Annotated in this window: 16 protein-coding genes; 5 read left to right on the top strand and 11 right to left on the bottom strand. The window is 71.0% G+C overall.

Annotated elements, in window-relative coordinates; genetic code table 11:
- Nucleotides 1-180: 180 nt before the first annotated feature.
- Both ACI7BZ_RS04995 and ACI7BZ_RS04990 read right to left on the bottom strand, forming a co-directional pair.
- Nucleotides 181-1131: a quinoprotein relay system zinc metallohydrolase 2 gene (locus tag ACI7BZ_RS04995; protein WP_414116090.1), complete on the bottom strand. Its 951-nt coding sequence runs from the start codon at nt 1129-1131 to the stop codon at nt 181-183.
- A gap of 285 nt (nt 1132-1416) precedes the next feature.
- Complete coding sequence (locus ACI7BZ_RS04990; RefSeq protein WP_414116089.1) at nt 1417-2319, bottom strand: DUF6662 family protein; 903 nt, start codon at nt 2317-2319, stop codon at nt 1417-1419.
- A 425-nt stretch (nt 2320-2744) separates the two neighbouring features.
- Between ACI7BZ_RS04990 and ACI7BZ_RS04985 the strand changes: the two genes are divergently transcribed.
- The 5 genes from ACI7BZ_RS04985 (at nt 2745) to ACI7BZ_RS04965 (ending at nt 7709) form a co-directional block, all read left to right on the top strand.
- Complete coding sequence (locus ACI7BZ_RS04985; RefSeq protein ID WP_414116088.1) at nt 2745-3638, top strand: methylene-tetrahydromethanopterin dehydrogenase N-terminal domain-containing protein; 894 nt, start codon at nt 2745-2747, stop codon at nt 3636-3638.
- Nucleotides 3639-3731: 93 nt separating this feature from the next.
- Nucleotides 3732-4781, top strand: coding sequence for a methenyltetrahydromethanopterin cyclohydrolase (gene mch, locus ACI7BZ_RS04980; protein ID WP_414116087.1), 1050 nt, complete (start codon nt 3732-3734; stop codon nt 4779-4781).
- A 2-nt stretch (nt 4782-4783) separates the two neighbouring features.
- Nucleotides 4784-5680 carry a RimK family alpha-L-glutamate ligase gene (locus tag ACI7BZ_RS04975; protein WP_414116086.1) on the top strand — a complete coding sequence of 299 codons (897 nt, stop codon included), beginning with the start codon at nt 4784-4786 and terminating at the stop codon, nt 5678-5680.
- 11 nt (nt 5681-5691) lie between these two features.
- Nucleotides 5692-6663, top strand: coding sequence for an ATP-grasp domain-containing protein (locus ACI7BZ_RS04970; RefSeq protein ID WP_414116085.1), 972 nt, complete (start codon nt 5692-5694; stop codon nt 6661-6663).
- A complete protein-coding gene (locus ACI7BZ_RS04965; RefSeq protein WP_414116084.1) occupies nt 6660-7709 on the top strand; it encodes a hydantoinase/oxoprolinase family protein in 1050 nt (349 codons plus the stop codon). Before ACI7BZ_RS04970 ends, ACI7BZ_RS04965 begins: the two co-directional genes overlap by 4 nt.
- 5 nt (nt 7710-7714) lie before the next feature.
- On the opposite strand, the gene ACI7BZ_RS04960 is transcribed toward ACI7BZ_RS04965, so the two are convergent.
- From ACI7BZ_RS04960 to pqqD, 9 genes are all read right to left on the bottom strand, one after another.
- Entirely contained in the window at nt 7715-8107 is a 393-nt protein-coding gene (locus ACI7BZ_RS04960) for a c-type cytochrome (RefSeq protein WP_414116083.1), read from the bottom strand.
- 169 nt (nt 8108-8276) lie between these two features.
- Nucleotides 8277-9083 (bottom strand): formylmethanofuran dehydrogenase subunit C, encoded by an 807-nt coding sequence (locus ACI7BZ_RS04955; protein ID WP_414116082.1) that lies wholly within the window; start codon nt 9081-9083, stop codon nt 8277-8279.
- Nucleotides 9080-10045: a formylmethanofuran--tetrahydromethanopterin N-formyltransferase gene (fhcD, locus tag ACI7BZ_RS04950; RefSeq protein ID WP_414116081.1), complete on the bottom strand. Its 966-nt coding sequence runs from the start codon at nt 10043-10045 to the stop codon at nt 9080-9082. Before fhcD ends, ACI7BZ_RS04955 begins: the two co-directional genes overlap by 4 nt.
- Complete coding sequence (locus ACI7BZ_RS04945; protein ID WP_414116080.1) at nt 10042-11691, bottom strand: formylmethanofuran dehydrogenase subunit A; 1650 nt, start codon at nt 11689-11691, stop codon at nt 10042-10044. Before ACI7BZ_RS04945 ends, fhcD begins: the two co-directional genes overlap by 4 nt.
- Nucleotides 11688-13013 (bottom strand): molybdopterin-binding domain-containing protein, encoded by a 1326-nt coding sequence (locus ACI7BZ_RS04940; RefSeq protein WP_414116079.1) that lies wholly within the window; start codon nt 13011-13013, stop codon nt 11688-11690. Before ACI7BZ_RS04940 ends, ACI7BZ_RS04945 begins: the two co-directional genes overlap by 4 nt.
- 333 nt (nt 13014-13346) lie before the next feature.
- Nucleotides 13347-13697: a hypothetical protein gene (locus ACI7BZ_RS04935; RefSeq protein WP_414116078.1), complete on the bottom strand. Its 351-nt coding sequence runs from the start codon at nt 13695-13697 to the stop codon at nt 13347-13349.
- Nucleotides 13678-14439 carry a hypothetical protein gene (locus ACI7BZ_RS04930; RefSeq protein WP_414116077.1) on the bottom strand — a complete coding sequence of 254 codons (762 nt, stop codon included), beginning with the start codon at nt 14437-14439 and terminating at the stop codon, nt 13678-13680. Before ACI7BZ_RS04930 ends, ACI7BZ_RS04935 begins: the two co-directional genes overlap by 20 nt.
- Nucleotides 14436-15602, bottom strand: a complete 1167-nt coding sequence (pqqE, locus tag ACI7BZ_RS04925) for a pyrroloquinoline quinone biosynthesis protein PqqE (protein WP_414116076.1) — start codon at nt 15600-15602, stop codon at nt 14436-14438. Before pqqE ends, ACI7BZ_RS04930 begins: the two co-directional genes overlap by 4 nt.
- The gene (gene pqqD / locus ACI7BZ_RS04920; RefSeq protein ID WP_414116075.1) at nt 15599-15874 is read right to left on the bottom strand and encodes a pyrroloquinoline quinone biosynthesis peptide chaperone PqqD; all 276 of its coding nucleotides are present in this window, start codon (nt 15872-15874) and stop codon (nt 15599-15601) included. The genes pqqE and pqqD overlap by 4 nt, the downstream gene beginning before the upstream one ends.

Below are 15874 nucleotides of genomic sequence, written 5' to 3'. Positions count from 1 at the left end.
AGCCCCGCGTTCCCCGCACGGAGCTGTTGAAGCCGAAGCTGTGAGGAACGTAAGCAATGTTCTCGCCCGACGCAATACGCCATTCGGCTCCGGCGAGAACTGTTTTAGTTCCGCATGTGCGAAGTAATGGGAAATAGTTTTTGCACTGCAAAATCGGCACCGGCCACGCCGGCGCCGGCCTCAGTCCCACTCGAATTCGTGGAAGGCCGTGGTGGCGTTGCGGGCATTGAAGTCGTCGAACAGCTGCCAGTGGGGCGCCTCGGCGCGTCCCGCGTCCCGCGCCGCCTCGGCCATGGTGCGGCCGGCGCCGACCATGCCGCGCACATCGGCCGAAAGCCGCCGCAGATAACGTTCTGTGGGCTCGGCCGCGGCCGGCCACGGGGCGGAGGCAGGGCCGTGGCCGGGCACCACCCGCGCCGCCGGCCGGGCCTTCAGAACATCCAGCAGGGCGAGCCACCCCGCCAGCTTCCCGTCCAGCGCCGGCACATGGCCGAGGAACAGCAGGTCGCCCAGAAACCAGGTGCCGGTGGCGCTGTCGTACACGGTAAGGTCGGTGCCGGTGTGGGCGGTGGGCCAGGCCTCCAGCAGCAGCGGCCGTGCCCCCAGATCGAGGGTCAGGGTGTCGGCTACCACCGTGTCGGGCACCACCACCCGGGTGCCGGCCGCAGCCTCGCCCACCAGCCGGCGGGTGGCGGAAAGATAGGCCTCGGCACGCGCCGCCAGCGCCTCCGGCAGATTGCGGTGGCCGACGAAGATCACCCCCGGCGCGGCAAAGGCCGCGTTGCCCAGCACGTGGTCGGGGTGCATGTGGGTGTTGATCACATAGCGCACCGGCAGCGCCGTGCGCTGACGGATGGCGGCGGCAAGGCGCGCCCCGGCAAGAGCGCTGCCGCCGGTGTCGATCACCGCCACGCCATCGCCGCCGATGATGAAGCCGGCATTGCCCACGAAGCCGAGATTGCCAGGCAGGGCAAGAGCATAGGGCGCCTGATGAACGAAGATGCCCGGCGCCACCTCCACCACGGGAAGGGGCGCGGCCGGCGCGTGCGATGCAGCATCCTCAGCCGCGGCGGCGGCGCCGGTGACGCACAGGAATGCGGCAACCAGCCGCATGAAGTCCCGCACCCGCATCCGGCCCCCTTCCGCCCCGGCGCCCGCATGGACGACCGCGGCTGTCGCTCCGGCGACGCGCCCTCACGCTTCGGCGCGTGCTCGCTCCTGAGTTCGGAGCGCGATTCACCCAGCAGATTGAGTCAATTTGCCCGGATCGCGCTCTAGAGCACGCGCCGACCAGCTTGCAACGCAAGCTGGTCGGATCACGCGTTCTCTATCCTTAAGTGAGAGCGCGATTCACCGATCAAATTGAGTCCATTTGCCCGGATCGCGCTCTAGGTCGAACCACAACGCCTTGATCCACTAGAAGCTGAAGCCCATCTGCAGGCGGCCCTGCTGGCGCTCGAAATCCAGCAGGTTGAGGGCGGAATTGGTCCACAGGCCCTCGGTGGCGCCGGCGATCTGCACCGACCATGCGGCCTTGACGAAGAAGCTCTCCGTCACCTGGGCATAAAGGCTCGGCCCGATGAACACGCCCCAGCCGGAGCGGTCGCCGAAGGTGGCGCCCTCATAGGCCGCCAGATAGCGCACCTCGCCGCCGAGGAAGATGTCCTTGACCACCTGGGCCGTCACCGCGCCGGAGATTTCAAGGCCCGAGCCGGCGGACCAGAAGCTCAGCCCGTCCTCGTGCTCGCGCTCCCATTCGGGGGCATAGACGATGTTGATGGCGCCGAAGATGAAGTCCTTGGCGATCTCCATGTCCGCCGCCAGCCGGAACTCGACCCCATAGGCGGTGCCGGTCTCCCCCGAGGCCTCATCGATGCGCGCCCATTCCGGCTCGATGGACAAGGAGAGGCCGAACGGGGCGGTGCGCCGGTCGAGGAAGCGGTATTTCACCTCGAAGAAAGCGCCGCCGAAGCCGCCGCCGCTCACATCATCGAAGCCCGGGACGCGGGAGATGTCGAAGCCGGCCAGGGCCGCGCCCACCGCCACCTTCAGATTGTCGGTGAGCGCATATTCGAATTCCGCCTCGCCCAGATAGGCCGCGTAATTGCCGGCGAACTTCCCGAAGCGGCCGTCAAGGGTGAAGCTGAACTCCTTCTCGCCCTTCTCGCCGGTGTCGGTGCCCAGCGTGTAGCCGAAGATGTTCTCGGTCTCGATGCTCTCGATTTCCGGCAGTCCGCCCGGCCCCTTGTCGTCGTCATCGTCGTCCGCGCGGGCGAGCGTTCCGCCCATCATCACCGCGCCGGCCAGAAGCGATGCCATCAACAGCCTGTTGCGCGCGAACATGGAACGAAACCCCCCGAATTCATTTTGCCCGAAGCTATCGGGCCGATTCGGGGCAGTCAACGCAACGGGCTCTTATTATTCTTTTAGTGCAATATCTTGGATGCAATTCACGAACACTGTAGCCGCCCCGACACACAGGGTGCGACGGGCGCGACGCCGTGTCGCCGCCCGGTATCGCGCGGGCCTGCGGCTGCGGCCCCGCGCGGCCGGCCGGACGGTGCGCAATTTCGCAGCGCAGCGACGATTAAGCCCGGCCGCCGCCTGCGCGGGACTTGCGCAAGCCTGCGCGATGACTAAAAAATCCCGGCACCAGCTGCGTGCGGGGAAACAACCGCCGCGTCCATCTTCCAAGGAAGGGCGCGGCCACCCGCTAATTGTTTCCCTCGACACGGAGTCAGCCCATGGCGGTCTACGCCCCCATTCTCCACATGGTTTCCCCGCTTGCCCAGGTAAGCCCGTTCGACGTGAACATGGCGGTGGATGCCGGCTACCAGGCCATCGCCCCCTATTCGCGCGTCTCCCTCGCCGAAATGCGCGACCTTACCCAGGACATGATGTTCTCCCGCCCGCCCCAGGCCGCCCCGCGCACCGGCCTGTTCATCGGCGGCAAGGACGCCGCGCTCGCCCTCGACATGGCGGCGCAGGCCAGAGCCGCCCTGTTTCCGCCGTTCGAGATTTCCATCTTCCCCGATCCCGCCGGCTCCTTCACCACCGCCGCCGCCATGATCGCCAAGGTGGAGCGGGTGCTCGTGAAGAGCCGGCCCGAGGGGCTGCAGGGCGCCGCCGTGCAGATCTATGGCGCCACCGGCGTGGTGGGCTCCATCGCCGCCGTCATCGCCGCGCAGGCGGGCGCGAACGTCACCCTCGTCAGCCATCGCGAGATCGCCGCGGTGGAGGAGAAGGCGAAGGACATCAAGGCCCGCTTCGGCCTCGACCTCGCCTGCGCCGCCGCCGTCACCGAGGCGGAGAAGGCGCAATTGGTGCCGCAGGCGCAGGTGCTGCTCGCCGCCGGCAAGGCGGGGGTGGAAATCCTCACGAAGGCCCATCTGGAAGCCGCCGGGCAGCTTCTGGTGGCGGCGGACGTGAACGCCGTGCCGCCCGCCGGCATCGCCGGCATCGGCGCCCACGACCAGGCGGTGGCGCTGCCCCACGGGGTGGGCATCGGCGCCCTTGCCATCGGCAACCTCAAATATGCGGTCCAGCACACGCTGCTGAAGCGCATGTGCGAGACCGACACGGCCCTGTTCATCGATCTGCCCGCGGTGTTCGCGCTCGCCCGCGAGCTGGACGCCTAAGGCATCCGCGATGCCATCCTCGCCGCCGGTCCCCGCCCGCTGCGCCCCCGGCGCTCCACGGGCGGGCCGCAGCGCATTTTGAAAGGCACGGCCATGAGCTTGCCAACATCCCAGCCCGACCCCGCGCCCGCCGACGCCGGGCCCACCCCCGCCCCACACCCGGACACGGCCCCGCCGGACGGCGCCTTTCCCCGGCGGCCCAGCCTCGCGCGTGCCGCCGCGCCGCTGGTGGAGGCGCTGGTGGCCGATGCCGAGGCCCTGCGCCTCACGGTGTTCACCGGCCCGAACGGCGCCCGCATGGTGGATGCCGGCATCACCGCCCCGGGCGGGCTGGAGGCCGGCCGCCGCATCGCCGAGATCTGCCTCGGCGGGCTCGGCCGCGTGGCGCTGGCGCCCAGCGAGCGCTTCGCGCCCTGGGGAACGCTGGCGAGCGTTTCCACCTGCGATCCGGTGCTGGCCTGCCTCGGCAGCCAATATGCCGGCTGGAGCCTGGCGGCCGGCGATTTCTTCGCCCTCGGCTCCGGCCCCGGCCGGGCCACCGCGGCGGTGGAACCCCTGTTCGAGGACCTGGGCTACCGGGAGCGGGGCGAGCGCGTCGCCCTGGTGCTGGAAACCGCATCCGTGCCGCCGGCCGCGGTGGTGGAGGAGATCGCCGCACGCTGCGGCGTGGCGGGCCGGGACATCACCCTCATCCTCACCCCCACCAGCTCGCTGGCCGGCACGGTGCAGATCGTCGCCCGGGTGCTGGAAGTGGCGCTGCACAAGGCCCACGCCTTGCATTTTCCGCTGGCCCATATCGTGGACGGGGTGGGCGCGGCGCCCATTCCCCCGCCCTCGCCGGATTTCCTCACCGCCATGGGCCGCACCAACGACGCCACCCTCTATGGCGGCGACGTGCACCTGTTCGTGCGCGGCACGGCTGCGGCGGCGCAGGACCTGGCCCGGCGCCTGCCCTCGGGCGCCTCGCGCGACCATGGGCGGCCGTTCGCGGAGATCTTCGCGGGCTATGAGTGCGACTTCTACAAGGTGGACCCGCTGCTGTTCTCCCCCGCCCGCGTCACCGTGAGCGCCCTCGACCACGGCGTCAGCTTCACCGCCGGCGGCTTCGACGGCGCGCTCATCGCCCGCTCGTTCGGGGGCTGAGGGTGGCCGGGCCCGTCATCTTCGCCGAGCGGGTGGACTGGCACACGCGCTCGCTGCTCGCCGCCGTGGCCCGCCATGGCGGCAAGGCCCGGGTCATCTCCCTCACCGCCTGCGGCTTCGCCGTGGGGGAGACCGCCCACGGCCTGCTGCTGCCCGGCTTCGGCGACGACCTGCCCGCCGCCTGCTTCGTACGCTCGGTGCCCGCCGGCACGCTGGAGCAGGTGACCGCCCGGCTGGGCGTGCTGCATGCCCTGAGCGCGCTGGGGGTGCGGGTGATGAACGACGCCCGCGCCATCGAGCGCTGCGTGGACAAGAGCGCCACCACCTTCCTGCTGGCCCGCGCCGGCCTGCCCACTCCGCGCACCCTGGTGATGGAGGACCGCGCCGCCGCCCAGATGCTGGTGGATGCCGCCCCCGGCGACACCGTGCTCAAGCCCCTGTTCGGCGCCCAGGGCCGCGGCCTCGCCCGGCTGGCGCCGAAGGACGCCCTGCCGGGCGAGGCGGACACGGGCGGCGTCTATTACCTGCAGGATTTCGTCGCCGCCCCGCCCTGCGCCCCCGCGGACGGCAGCCATGAGGATTTCCGCGTGTTCGTGGTGGGCGGCCGGGCCGAAGCCGCCATGGTGCGGCGGGGTTCGTCCTGGATCACCAACATCCACCAGGGCGCCACCGGCATCGCCACGGCGGCGGTGGGGGCGCTGGCCGACCTTGCGGTGCGGGCGGCGGCGGCGGTGGGGGCGGCCTATGCGGGGGTGGACCTCATTGCCGGCGCCGACGGCCAGCTGCGGGTGCTGGAGGTGAATTCCATGCCCGCCTGGCGCGGCCTGTTCGACGCCACCGGCCGCAACATGGCCGATCCGCTGGCGGCCCACCTCATGGCCGAAACGGTGGCGGCATGAATCCGTCGAACATGAGCCCCTCCCCCCTGCGCGTCCTCGTCTGCGAATATGTCACCGGCGGCGGCCTGCGCGGCGCGGACCTGCCGGCCTCACTCGTCGCCGAGGCACGGCTGATGCGCGATGCCATGGTGCGCGACCTTTCCGCTTTGCCGCAGCCGGTGGAGCTGCTGCTGACCCATGACGACCGGCTCGCCGCTCCCGCGCCCGGATCGCGGCCCATCGGTCCCGGCGACGACCCCTTCGCCCTGTGGAGCGCCCTGGCGTGCACCGCCCATGTGGCGTGGCCGGTGGCGCCGGAAACCGGCGGCGTGCTCGCGCGCCTGGTGCGCGAACTCGCCGCCAGCGGCGCGCGGGTGGCCGCCTCAACCCCCGCCGCGGTGGAGATCGCCGCCAGCAAGCACGCCACCGCCGCCCGCCTCGCCGCCGCCGGAGTGCCGCACATTCCCACCTTTGCCCCCGGGGAGGCCGAGGAGGCGCTGGGCGCCGACCGCATCACCAAGCCCGACGACGGCGCCGGCTGCGAGGATACCCGCCGCTGGCCGGCCGGGCGCCGGGCCGAGCCGGGACCGGGCCATGTCATCCAGCCTTATGTGGCGGGCGAGGCCGCCAGCCTCACCGTGCTGATGCGCGGGGGCGAAGCGCAGCTTCTGTGCGCCAACCGCCAGCACATCCGCGAGGTGGAGGGGCGCCTGTTTCTCGCCGGCCTCGGCGTGGGCGCCATTGCCGATGACGACGGCCGCCTCGCCCGGCTGGCGCAGCAGGTGGCCAATGCCATTCCCGGCCTTGCCGGCATCGTCGGCATGGATGTCATCCTCACCGCGGCCGGGCCGGTGGTGGTGGAGGTCAATCCGCGCCTCACCACCGCCTATGCGGGGCTGGCGGCGGCGCTGGGCATCAACCCCGCCGGCCTCCTGCCCGAGTTCGGCGCCGCCGGCAGCGGCCCGGCGCCGCGCGCCCGCACCGTCGAGATGGGGCTGGCATGAGCGGGCGCATCACCGGCTGGGACGTGGGCGGCGCCCACCTGAAGCAGGCGGTGCTGGAAGCGGACGGCACCCTCGCCAGCGTCCATATGGTGGCCTGCCCCCTGTGGCAGGGCCTCGACCGGCTGGATTCGGCCCTGGCCGCCCTGCCGGATGCCGGGGCCGCACGCGCCTTCGTGACCATGACCGGGGAACTGACGGATTTGTGGCCGGACCGCCCTTCCGGCGTGGCCGGCCTGTCGCGGGCGCTGGCGGAGCGGCTCGGCCCCGCAATGCGGGTCTATGCCGGGCCGGCCGGCTTCGTTTCCGCCGCCCAGGCCCCGGACCATGCGGCCGCAGTGGCATCCGCCAATTGGCACGCCACCGCTGCCGCCCTCGCCGCCTTGTGCGGCGACGGCGTGCTGGTGGACATGGGCTCCACCACCACCGACATGATTTATTTTGCCGGCAATAAACTTTCCTTCTCCGGCTATTCGGATGCCGAGCGGCTGGAGAGCGGCGAGCTGGTCTATAGCGGCGCGGCGCGCACGCCGGTGATGGCGCTGGCCCCCGCCTTGCCCTTCCGCGGGCGGATGGTGCCGCTCATGGCGGAGCATTTCGCCACCACCGCCGACATCCATCGCCTCACCGGGGATCTGCCGGAGGAGGCCGACCTCCACCCCGCGGCCGATGGTGGCCCCAAGACCCGGGACGCCAGCGCCCGCCGGCTGCTGCGCATGGTGGGGCGCGACCTTGCCGGCGAGGCTTGCCGGGCAGCCGGCACGCTGGCCGAGGCGGAGGCGCTGGCGGCCGCGGCCGCGGAAGCGCAGCTCTTCCGCCTCCACCAGTCTCTGGCACAGGTGCTTTCGGCGCGGAATGCGCCCCGCCACGCGCCGCTGCTGGGGGCCGGCGTCGGCCGCTTCATGGTCCAGCGGCTGGCTGAGCGGGTGGGCCGGCCCTATCGCGATGCGGGGTTGTTGCTCGCCGGCTCCCGCCGCCTGGCGGCAGAGGCCGCAGACTGCGCCCCCGCGGTGGCGGTGGCGCGTCTCGGCCGGATGGAAATAATATAGCCGGCTTATTTCTTGCTGCCGTCAGCCTTGAACTGGGCAAGGAAGGCAATCAGGTCCTTGCGCTCGTCCTCGGTCTTGATGCCGGCAAAGGCCATCTTGCCCTTGGGCGCGAGCACCTTGGGATTGGTGAGGTAATTGTCCAGGGTGGCTTCGTCCCACACCTTGCCGGCGGCGGCGCCGTCCTTGATGTCGTTGGAATAGGCATAGCCTTCGAAATGGGCCCACTTGGCCCCCACGATGCCGTTCAGGGGCGGGCCCACCTTGGCCTTCGCATCCGGGCCGATGGCATGGCAGGCCATGCATTTCTTGAACGACGCTTCACCCTTGGCCACGTCCGGGTCGGCCAGGGCCGGTGCCGTGGCGGCGACAAGAAGGGCGGAGACAAGCAGCAGGCGCATCAGGCATTCCTCTCCAAAAGGCTGGTTGATCCAGCGGGCGTGTTTCCGGGCGGCCCTCCTGCAGACGATGCGGGAGGCCTCCATCCGTTTCAAATTTCTGCCGGCCCCGCAACCCGGCGCCCATTGAAGATGGGGCCGGAAACCTGGGCGCCGCGGCCCCGCCGGGCGGTCAGGCGAGGAGAATCATCTCCCCCTCGCCGCCGGCGAGGCGATCGCCCACCCAGCGCCCGGCCCGGCCGGAGACCGACCCGCCGAACAAGGCGGCAAGGGCCGGCACGCGGCGCGCAAGAAGACGGAGCATCACGAAATCCTGGGGTCCGGTCTCCACGAAGCCCGTGGCGGGGGCCTCGGCCGCATGGGCCAGAAGCAGGGTGCCGCGCTTCATGCCACGGCCGGCCCCGGCGGCCACGCGCCCGGCCACCGCCAGCGTGCCGGCCACCAGGCCCTCCGCCGCGCCCGGTCCGGCGTCGCCACCCACCAGCACCAGGCCGCCGCGCAGCCGCGCGCCGAGGCGCGGCCCCACCGCGCCCGCCACCTCCACCAGCCCACCCTTCATGCCCGCCCGTTCGCCGGGCAGCGCACAGCCCAGAAGCGCCCCGGCGGAGCCGGCCACCCGGACATGCCCGTCCACAAGGCCGGCGGCGAGGCCGTCGCCGGCATCGCCCGCGATCACCAGCCGCCCGCCGGCCATGCCGGAGCCGGCGAAGGCGCCCGCCGGCCCCTCCACCCGGATCTCCCCGGCATCGAGGCCGGCGCCGATGAAATCCAGCCGCGCATCGCCGCTCACCACGAGGGTTCCGGCCTCCCCCGCCGCCATGTGGAACAAATCCCCCAGCGCGGCCGTGCCGGCGCCGAACGGCACCCGGCGCCGCGCCGCCTCGCCGGCGGAAAGGGCGGCAAGAGCCGTCGGCGTGATGCCGGAAAAATCCACCCGGACCGGCAGGGGCGCCCGCAGGGAAAGGCGATATCCGCTCATGCGCCGGTTTCCTTCGCCGCCGTGGCGCCGCTTGCCATCAGCGCATGCAACCTGAAATGGAACGGCCCGAGATTGCCGCCATAATTGCCGGCGTCGATGGCCACCACGCCGGCCGCGGCGCCGCGCGCGCAGATGGCGGCGATGCCCGCCTGCATGCTCGCCGCCACATCGGCCTCGGTGAGCCCGTCGATGACGATTTCCAGCACGCTTTCCACCTCCTGCGGCAGGGCGCTGCGCCCCACCCCGCGCAGGGTGGGGCAATAGGCATCGTTGGTGGAGGCGATCATGCCAGCATATTTGGCGCCCACCTTGGAGCCGGAGCGCACCACCCCGCCGGGAAACGGCAGGATGGCGCCGCGCACTGTCCCCATGGCCGCCACCGCCACCTCGGCCGCCTGCAGCGCGGCGCTGCGGGAGCGGGCGAGAATGAGGAAATTGCCGCCGCCCACCGCACCGGTGGTGGAGCCCGCCACCTCGTCGCAGACGAATTCACCCTCCATCACCGGCACCCGCCAGAAGCGCCGGCCGCCGATGGTCTTGGCGATCTGGTGGCCGTCGCCGAAATAGCGCAGCGCCTTGCCGATGGCGATGGCCGCGCCCCCCTCCAGCCCCGCATAGCAGGCGGAGGTGGGCGAGGTGAGCACGCACTGGCCCACCCGCAGCGGCACCACCTTCTTCAGGTCCTTGAGCGACATGGCGAAGACGAGCACGCTGTAGCCGGGGCGCCCGTCCGGCGTCTCCTCCGGCGCCAGCTCCCGCTCGATGGCGGCTTCGCAGCCGCAGCCGATGACCGAGGTGGCAAAGCCGGTCATGCTGGCCGCCGCCGTATGGGCCCAGCGCGGGGTATCGGCGGTGATGAGAAGCCGGGTGCCGGCCATGGGGAAGGCTTCCGCGAAGCTGTCGCGGATCTCCACCCCATTGAGGACGAGGGCCGGGGCCACCGGGGCAGTGGCCGCGGTCATGGCACCAGCTCCACGATCTCGGGGCCCTGCCCGCCGCGGATCTCGCCGTCGGCGATCTGGTAATGGGCGGCCTTCAGGCCCACCGCCTGGTCGAACCAGCGGTCCAGCCGCTTGTCCATGAGCGGGTCCGAAGGCGGATGGACCGCGAAGGTCCGCCCCTCCACCAGCGCCACCACAGCGCCATTGGTGACCACCACCGTGCCATCCTTCATCACCATGCGGGGCACCTGGAACATGGCTTCCCGGTCCGCCCCCTCCACATAAAGCGCCACGTCGGCGCGGGCGCCGGGGCCGAGGTGGCCGCGGTCCTTCAGGCCCAGGGTGCGGGCCGGGGCGGCGCGGGTGACGACGGCAATTTCCTCCAGCGTGTATTCGCGGGAAATCTCCGCCAGCCGGGTGTGGGCACGGGCCGCCTTGTGGATGCGGCCGAGATGCTCGTCGCGGAACGGCTTGTCCATCAGCAGGCGGATGAGGTGGGGATAGGAGGTGAACGGCCCGCCGTTGGGATGATCGGTGGTGAGGTAGACCCGCCAGGGGTCCTCCACCAAAAGGAACAGCTCCAGCCCGATGGCCCATTGCAGCGCGTTCACGAAGGAGGTGTCGCGATAGTTGAACGGCACCACCCCGCAGGCCGCATCCATCTCGATGTCCATGCCGATCCATTTCCTGGGGTCGGCGATGTCATGGTTGCGGTATTGCGACATGAGGTCGGCCGAGGCGGTCACCGTCTGGCCGAACATGATCTGCCCCACGTCCACCGAGATGTGCGGGTTGGCGTTCACCGCCTCGGCGATCTCCGCCGCGCCGGAGGAGAAGCGCCGGTCCCCCTCGGTGCCGTAGGAGTGGAACTGGATGTGGGTGAGGTGGAGGGGGAAGCCCTCGGTGGCGCCGATGGTGGCAAGGGTCGTCTTCACATTCCCCGGCACGCCCAGGTTGCAGCCATGCAGGTGGATGGGGTGCGGCACCCCCAGTTCTGAAACCGCGCGCTGGAGGGTGTTGAGGATTCGCCGCGGGGTGAGGCCGTAAAACGGCCCCGCCTCGTCCAGATCCAGCGCCCGGCCGTTGAACTTGAAGGCGTTGATGCCGCCGGGGTTCACGATCTTGATGGCGCAGCACTGGGTGGCCTTGAGCATCCAGGCCACATAGTCGTTCACCGCCCCCTGGCCCTCGCCTTCGGCGATGAGGCGCAACAGGAAATCGTCGTTGCCCAGGACCAGGAAACCGCCGGTGTCGATGTTGGGGATGTCCGCCATCTCCAGATGGGCATGGCGGGCATTGGCCCCCACCACCGCCGGCTCGAACACCGCCGTGTAGCCCATTTGCGAGTAGCGGCAACCGGTTGCATGGGTGGTGGGCGCCGCCCGCCCGCCCCCGCAGCCGCAGAAATCGCCGAACGGTTCCGGGAACATGGCCCGGTCCTCATTCATCAGGAGCCGGCCCAGATTGACCTTGCCGCCGGCAATATGGCTGTGCAGGTCGATGCCCCCCGCCAGCACGATGCAGCCGGAAGCGTCGATGCGCTCCTCCCCCGGCGCCGGCGGCGCATCGGCAACGATCCGCCCGTCCTCGACGAGGATGTCGCGGACCACATCGACAATGCCGTTGGCGGGGTCGTACACGCGCCCGCCGGTGATGCGCGTTCTCATGCCGCCCTCCCCCCCATGGCCGCAAGGATGGCGCGGGCCGCATCCGCCATGCTCGGCAGATCCTGCGGCCGCAACGCCTGAAGCGGCAGGCACACCACCGAATCCATGCGGAAGACATGCCCCGCATGGTCCACCCCCGGCGTGCCCACCGGGATGAACACGTCGGGCTCCCGCACGAACACCGTGTCGGGATGGGCAAGGGCGATCACCGGCCCGCCGGCGAAATCCGGCGGCGGATCAGGACGGAAGGCACAGGCGTGCAGCACGAGGTCGGCATCGGCCAGGGCCGCCTCCGTGGCGTAGAGGTCGGGCACATGGCGGGCGGTGCCGGCACCCACCACCGTGCGCAGGGGATAGCCGAAGCGCCACAAGGCCAGCTGGTGCGCACCGGTCACATTGTCCCGCCCGCCCAGCGGGAACACCGCGGCACGAGTGGCGACGTTCAGCAGATCCACCGCATCCGCCGCCGCCCCGGCAACTGCGGCGGCATCGGCCGGCGGGAGGCTGGCCGCATTCCAGGTCAGCACGCCATAGCGAGCCGCCTTCAGCAGACCCGCCAGCTCGGCCAAGGCGGCGGCGGTGGCGCCGTCCATGCCGGCAAGCCCGTCCACGTCGCGGCCGGCGAGGAAGGCCGCCAGCGCCGCTGCCGCCGTGGCGATTCCGTCTGCCGGTACAGGAATTTGCGCCACCTCATGGCCGGCCAGGGCCCGGCGTGAGGCCTCCCCCAGCGCCCCGCCGACGATGACGATCCGCCGCTTCAGGCTGCGGGCGACAAACAGCGGCGCGGCATCGGCGCCGGCCCCCATGGCCGCATGCGGCACCGCCCGTTCGAAGAAGCGGGAGAAAGCGGGCGCTGGGTCATCCCCCAGCACCACCAGCACATCGCAGCGGTTGCGCACCTCGGCCAGGGTGGCGGCGATCCAGCCGCGCCGCGCCAGCCGCTCCAGATTGGCGAACAGGCCGGGCGACGCCGCATGGTCGAAGCTCGCGCCGCCGGTCATGGCCAGGTCGTAGAGACGCCGCAGCCCTTCCAGGTCCGCCCCGAGGCCGGTGATGGCGGTGGCGCGCGCCGCCGACAGCAGGCCGGCCGCAGCCGCCGCAGCCTGCGGCAGGTCGGCCGGCGCACCGCCGATGCGCGGCCCGGGTGGCGCAGCCTCGCCGCGGGCCAGCAGCCGGGCGGCTTCGGCGCAGGCCTTGCGCGGCGTGACGCGGCGGCCGGCGACGGCCACCTCCAGATCGTCGCAGCCGAGGCCGCAGAATGCGCACACCACATCGCTGACGATGCGCGGGGCATCGCTGGTGGTCTTTTCCCCCGATGTCATCGCGTCACCGCCGTGCAGGCGCGCAGGAACGGGACCGACACGGCGCCGGTGCGGCGCACGGTCCGGCCCCGGCGATGCCGGGAGAGTGCAAATGGGGGGAATAATAGCGGTCACTTGCCATGGCATAGCCTTGGTGGGGTTGAACTGCCCGATCAAGACGCCGCGGCGGTTGCCCGCTTGTCGTTGCAGTGCGCTTCGGGAAAATCCCGTGCGCCATGCGTCTGTTCTTGAATGTGAAGCTAACATAGGCCGGCGGGACAGAAAACCCGTCATTCATGCGGCATATGCGATTATTCATTGTGCGTCGCGGCAACGATTCTACTTGGCAGGCACCTATTTGAAGCACCGCACCTCGGCTTCCGCCTGCGCCCGGCGCAGGTCGGCGATCACGTCTTCATACATGGGCACGTTGCGGAAGATGCTGGCCCCCTGCCCCACCCCCTGGCGCATGGAAAGAATGGTCTCCGCCGCCACGTAGCGATCGTAGGGCAGGACGGAGGCGAGGGTGTCCACCGAGCAGGCGCAACGCGACATGGCCTCCCGCGACTGCCCGTTCGCCGCCATGCAGCCGATCACGTAATCGACCCGGGCGGTGGTGGGATAATCGCTTTCGGCCGCCCCCGCCAGCGCGACGGGCGCGGACAGGAGCAGCGCGAGCGCCGCTTCAAATGCCTTTCGGATCATAGGCGATGCTCTCCTCCCACAGGCGGCCGCCGGGGGCCTGCGCCGCGATCTCCACCCGCGCGATGCCGCCCGGCAGGTCGGGGGCCAGATCGAAGGTGTAGGTGAGGGCGTCGAGCCCGCGCATCCGGCTCGCATTGGCGTCGTTCATGAAGGGACGTGCGGTGATGCGCCAGCCGGCATAGGTCCGGCCGTCCACCGTCAGCTCGGCCGCGGCGACGGTGGTCGAATCCATCAGGGCGGCGCGGATGGCGTTCTTGAAATAGCGCGGATTGCCCTTCAGCCGGCCGGCGAGGTCAGCCACATGGTTCTCAAGGAAGATCATCAGCACCGGATTGGTGGAAACCCCCTCGAACGGGCCGGCCGCCCGGTGGCGCTCGGCGCTGAAGAAATCCACCTTCACGTCCCGCGCCGCGTCGCCGGAGGCGCTCGCCTCCACGAGAAGGCCGATGCGATCGCTGAAGGTGGGGCCGAGCTCGGGATCGCTCACCATGCGATTGTAGCGATAGATCAGGGGGGTGCCCGGCGCCGCATGGGCGAAGTGCGGGTCCTCGAACAAGAGGTCGGCCGCCACCGGCCTGGCGGGAGCCGGCTTGGCGGGGGCGGGAGCGGACGGCGCGGAACCAGGCGTGGCAGGCGCCGGGCTCGCAGCCGTCGGGCTTTCTGCCTGCGCCAGCACGGGCGCAGCAGGAAGGCCCGCGGTGAGAAGTGCGGCAGCCACCAGCGCGAGGCGATGCACGATCATGGCGCGGTTCCTTCCGGGGCAGGCCGCGGCGGGCCGCCGATGGCGCGATAGACATAATCTGGCGCGCGCGCGCCGGCTTCCGCCGTGGCCAGCGCCTCGATGCGGGCATGGAAGGGCGAGCGCGAGCAGGCGGGGTCCGTGGCCGAGGCATCCCCCAGCAGCGCCATGGCCTGGCAGCGGCAGCCGCCGAAATCCATTTCCTTGCGCTCGCAGCTGCGGCACGGCTCGGGCATCCAGTCCGTCCCGCGGAAGGCGTTGAAGGCGGGCGATGCGCGCCAGATATCGCCGAGCGCATGCGCGCGCACCGACCAGAAATCGAGGCCCGGAATGCTTTCCGCCGCATGGCAGGGCAGCACCCGCCCGGTGGGCGTCACATTCAGCGTGCGCCGGCCCCAGCCGCCGGAGCAGGGCTTGGGAAAGCGGGCGTAATAATCCGGGATCACCATGTCGATGACGAGGACACCCTCCAGCCGGCGGCGCGCCTCCTCCACCAGAGCGACGGAGCGGTCCACGTCCGGCCGGGCGGGCATCAGCGCCGCGCGGTTGGCATAGGCCCAGCCGTAATACTGGGTGTGCGCCACCTCCAGCCGCCGCGCCTTCAGCGCCAGCGCAAGGTCGATGATGGCCTCCACCTCATGGATGTTGCCGCGGTGGATGACGGCATTCAGGGTGAGCGGCAGGCCGATGTCCGTGACCTGCCGGGCGAAGGCGAGCTTGGCCTCGTGCCCGCCCCGGTAGCCGCCGATAAGGTCGCCGGTTTCCGCGCTCGCCCCCTGAACCGAGAGCTGCACATGGTCCAGCCCCGCCTCGGCGAGGGCACCGATCATGCCGGAGGCGCGGCCGATGCCGGAGGTGATGAGGTTGGTGTAGAGCCCCTCGGCGGCGCAATGGGCGGTCAGCTGCACCAGGTCCGGCCGGGCGGTGGGCTCGCCGCCGGAAAGGTGCACATGGAGAATGCCCAGTGCCGCCGCCTCGCTCAGCACCCGCTTCCAGGTGGCGGTGTCCAGCTCCGCCTCGCGGCGCTCCAGCTCCAGGGGGTTGGAGCAATAGGGGCAGCGCAGGGGGCAGCGGTGGGTCAGCTCCGCCAGGATGCCGATGGGGTAGCCCACCGGGGCGGCAAGGGCGCGCGATTCGGCAGTCGATTGGGTTGCGGTGTCGCTCATCGCTCGATCACCCGGCGCGCGATCAGGTCGCCGATCATGGCGCGCACATCATCGGCGATCACCTCGCGCTGCTCGTCATAGCGGGCGGCCAGCGCATCCACGATCTCGCCGCAGGTGCGCTGGCCGTCCATCAGCTCCAGCACCGCAGCGGCGGTCTCGTCGATGTCGAACGCCCGCTCGGGGGCCAGCAGCACGTGGCGTGCGCGCACCTGATCATACTTCAGTTTCACCCCGCGCGGCAGGCGCGGAACATCGCTCTCCTCGGCCATCAT

Source organism: Xanthobacter sp. AM11, assembly GCF_047444035.1.
Lineage (GTDB): Bacteria > Pseudomonadota > Alphaproteobacteria > Rhizobiales > Xanthobacteraceae > Xanthobacter.
The sequence above is the reverse complement of the archived record's forward strand: the minus strand, read 5'-3'. Positions and strand labels throughout refer to the sequence as shown.

What these genes read in the sequence shown, in the direction of transcription:
- ACI7BZ_RS04995 (WP_414116090.1), bottom strand. Translation starts at nt 1,131, where the DNA reads ATGCGGGTGCGGGACTTCATGCGGCTGGTTGCCGCATTCCTGTGCGTC.
- ACI7BZ_RS04990 (WP_414116089.1), bottom strand. Translation starts at nt 2,319, where the DNA reads ATGGCATCGCTTCTGGCCGGCGCGGTGATGATGGGCGGAACGCTCGCC.
- ACI7BZ_RS04985 (WP_414116088.1), top strand. Translation starts at nt 2,745, where the DNA reads ATGGCGGTCTACGCCCCCATTCTCCACATGGTTTCCCCGCTTGCCCAG.
- mch (WP_414116087.1), top strand. Translation starts at nt 3,732, where the DNA reads ATGAGCTTGCCAACATCCCAGCCCGACCCCGCGCCCGCCGACGCCGGG.
- ACI7BZ_RS04970 (WP_414116085.1), top strand. Translation starts at nt 5,692, where the DNA reads ATGAGCCCCTCCCCCCTGCGCGTCCTCGTCTGCGAATATGTCACCGGC.
- ACI7BZ_RS04965 (WP_414116084.1), top strand. Translation starts at nt 6,660, where the DNA reads ATGAGCGGGCGCATCACCGGCTGGGACGTGGGCGGCGCCCACCTGAAG.
- ACI7BZ_RS04960 (WP_414116083.1), bottom strand. Translation starts at nt 8,107, where the DNA reads ATGCGCCTGCTGCTTGTCTCCGCCCTTCTTGTCGCCGCCACGGCACCG.
- ACI7BZ_RS04955 (WP_414116082.1), bottom strand. Translation starts at nt 9,083, where the DNA reads ATGAGCGGATATCGCCTTTCCCTGCGGGCGCCCCTGCCGGTCCGGGTG.
- fhcD (WP_414116081.1), bottom strand. Translation starts at nt 10,045, where the DNA reads ATGACCGCGGCCACTGCCCCGGTGGCCCCGGCCCTCGTCCTCAATGGG.
- ACI7BZ_RS04945 (WP_414116080.1), bottom strand. Translation starts at nt 11,691, where the DNA reads ATGAGAACGCGCATCACCGGCGGGCGCGTGTACGACCCCGCCAACGGC.
- ACI7BZ_RS04940 (WP_414116079.1), bottom strand. Translation starts at nt 13,013, where the DNA reads ATGACATCGGGGGAAAAGACCACCAGCGATGCCCCGCGCATCGTCAGC.
- ACI7BZ_RS04935 (WP_414116078.1), bottom strand. Translation starts at nt 13,697, where the DNA reads ATGATCCGAAAGGCATTTGAAGCGGCGCTCGCGCTGCTCCTGTCCGCG.
- ACI7BZ_RS04930 (WP_414116077.1), bottom strand. Translation starts at nt 14,439, where the DNA reads ATGATCGTGCATCGCCTCGCGCTGGTGGCTGCCGCACTTCTCACCGCG.
- pqqE (WP_414116076.1), bottom strand. Translation starts at nt 15,602, where the DNA reads ATGAGCGACACCGCAACCCAATCGACTGCCGAATCGCGCGCCCTTGCC.
- pqqD (WP_414116075.1), bottom strand. Translation starts at nt 15,874, where the DNA reads ATGATGGCCGAGGAGAGCGATGTTCCGCGCCTGCCGCGCGGGGTGAAA.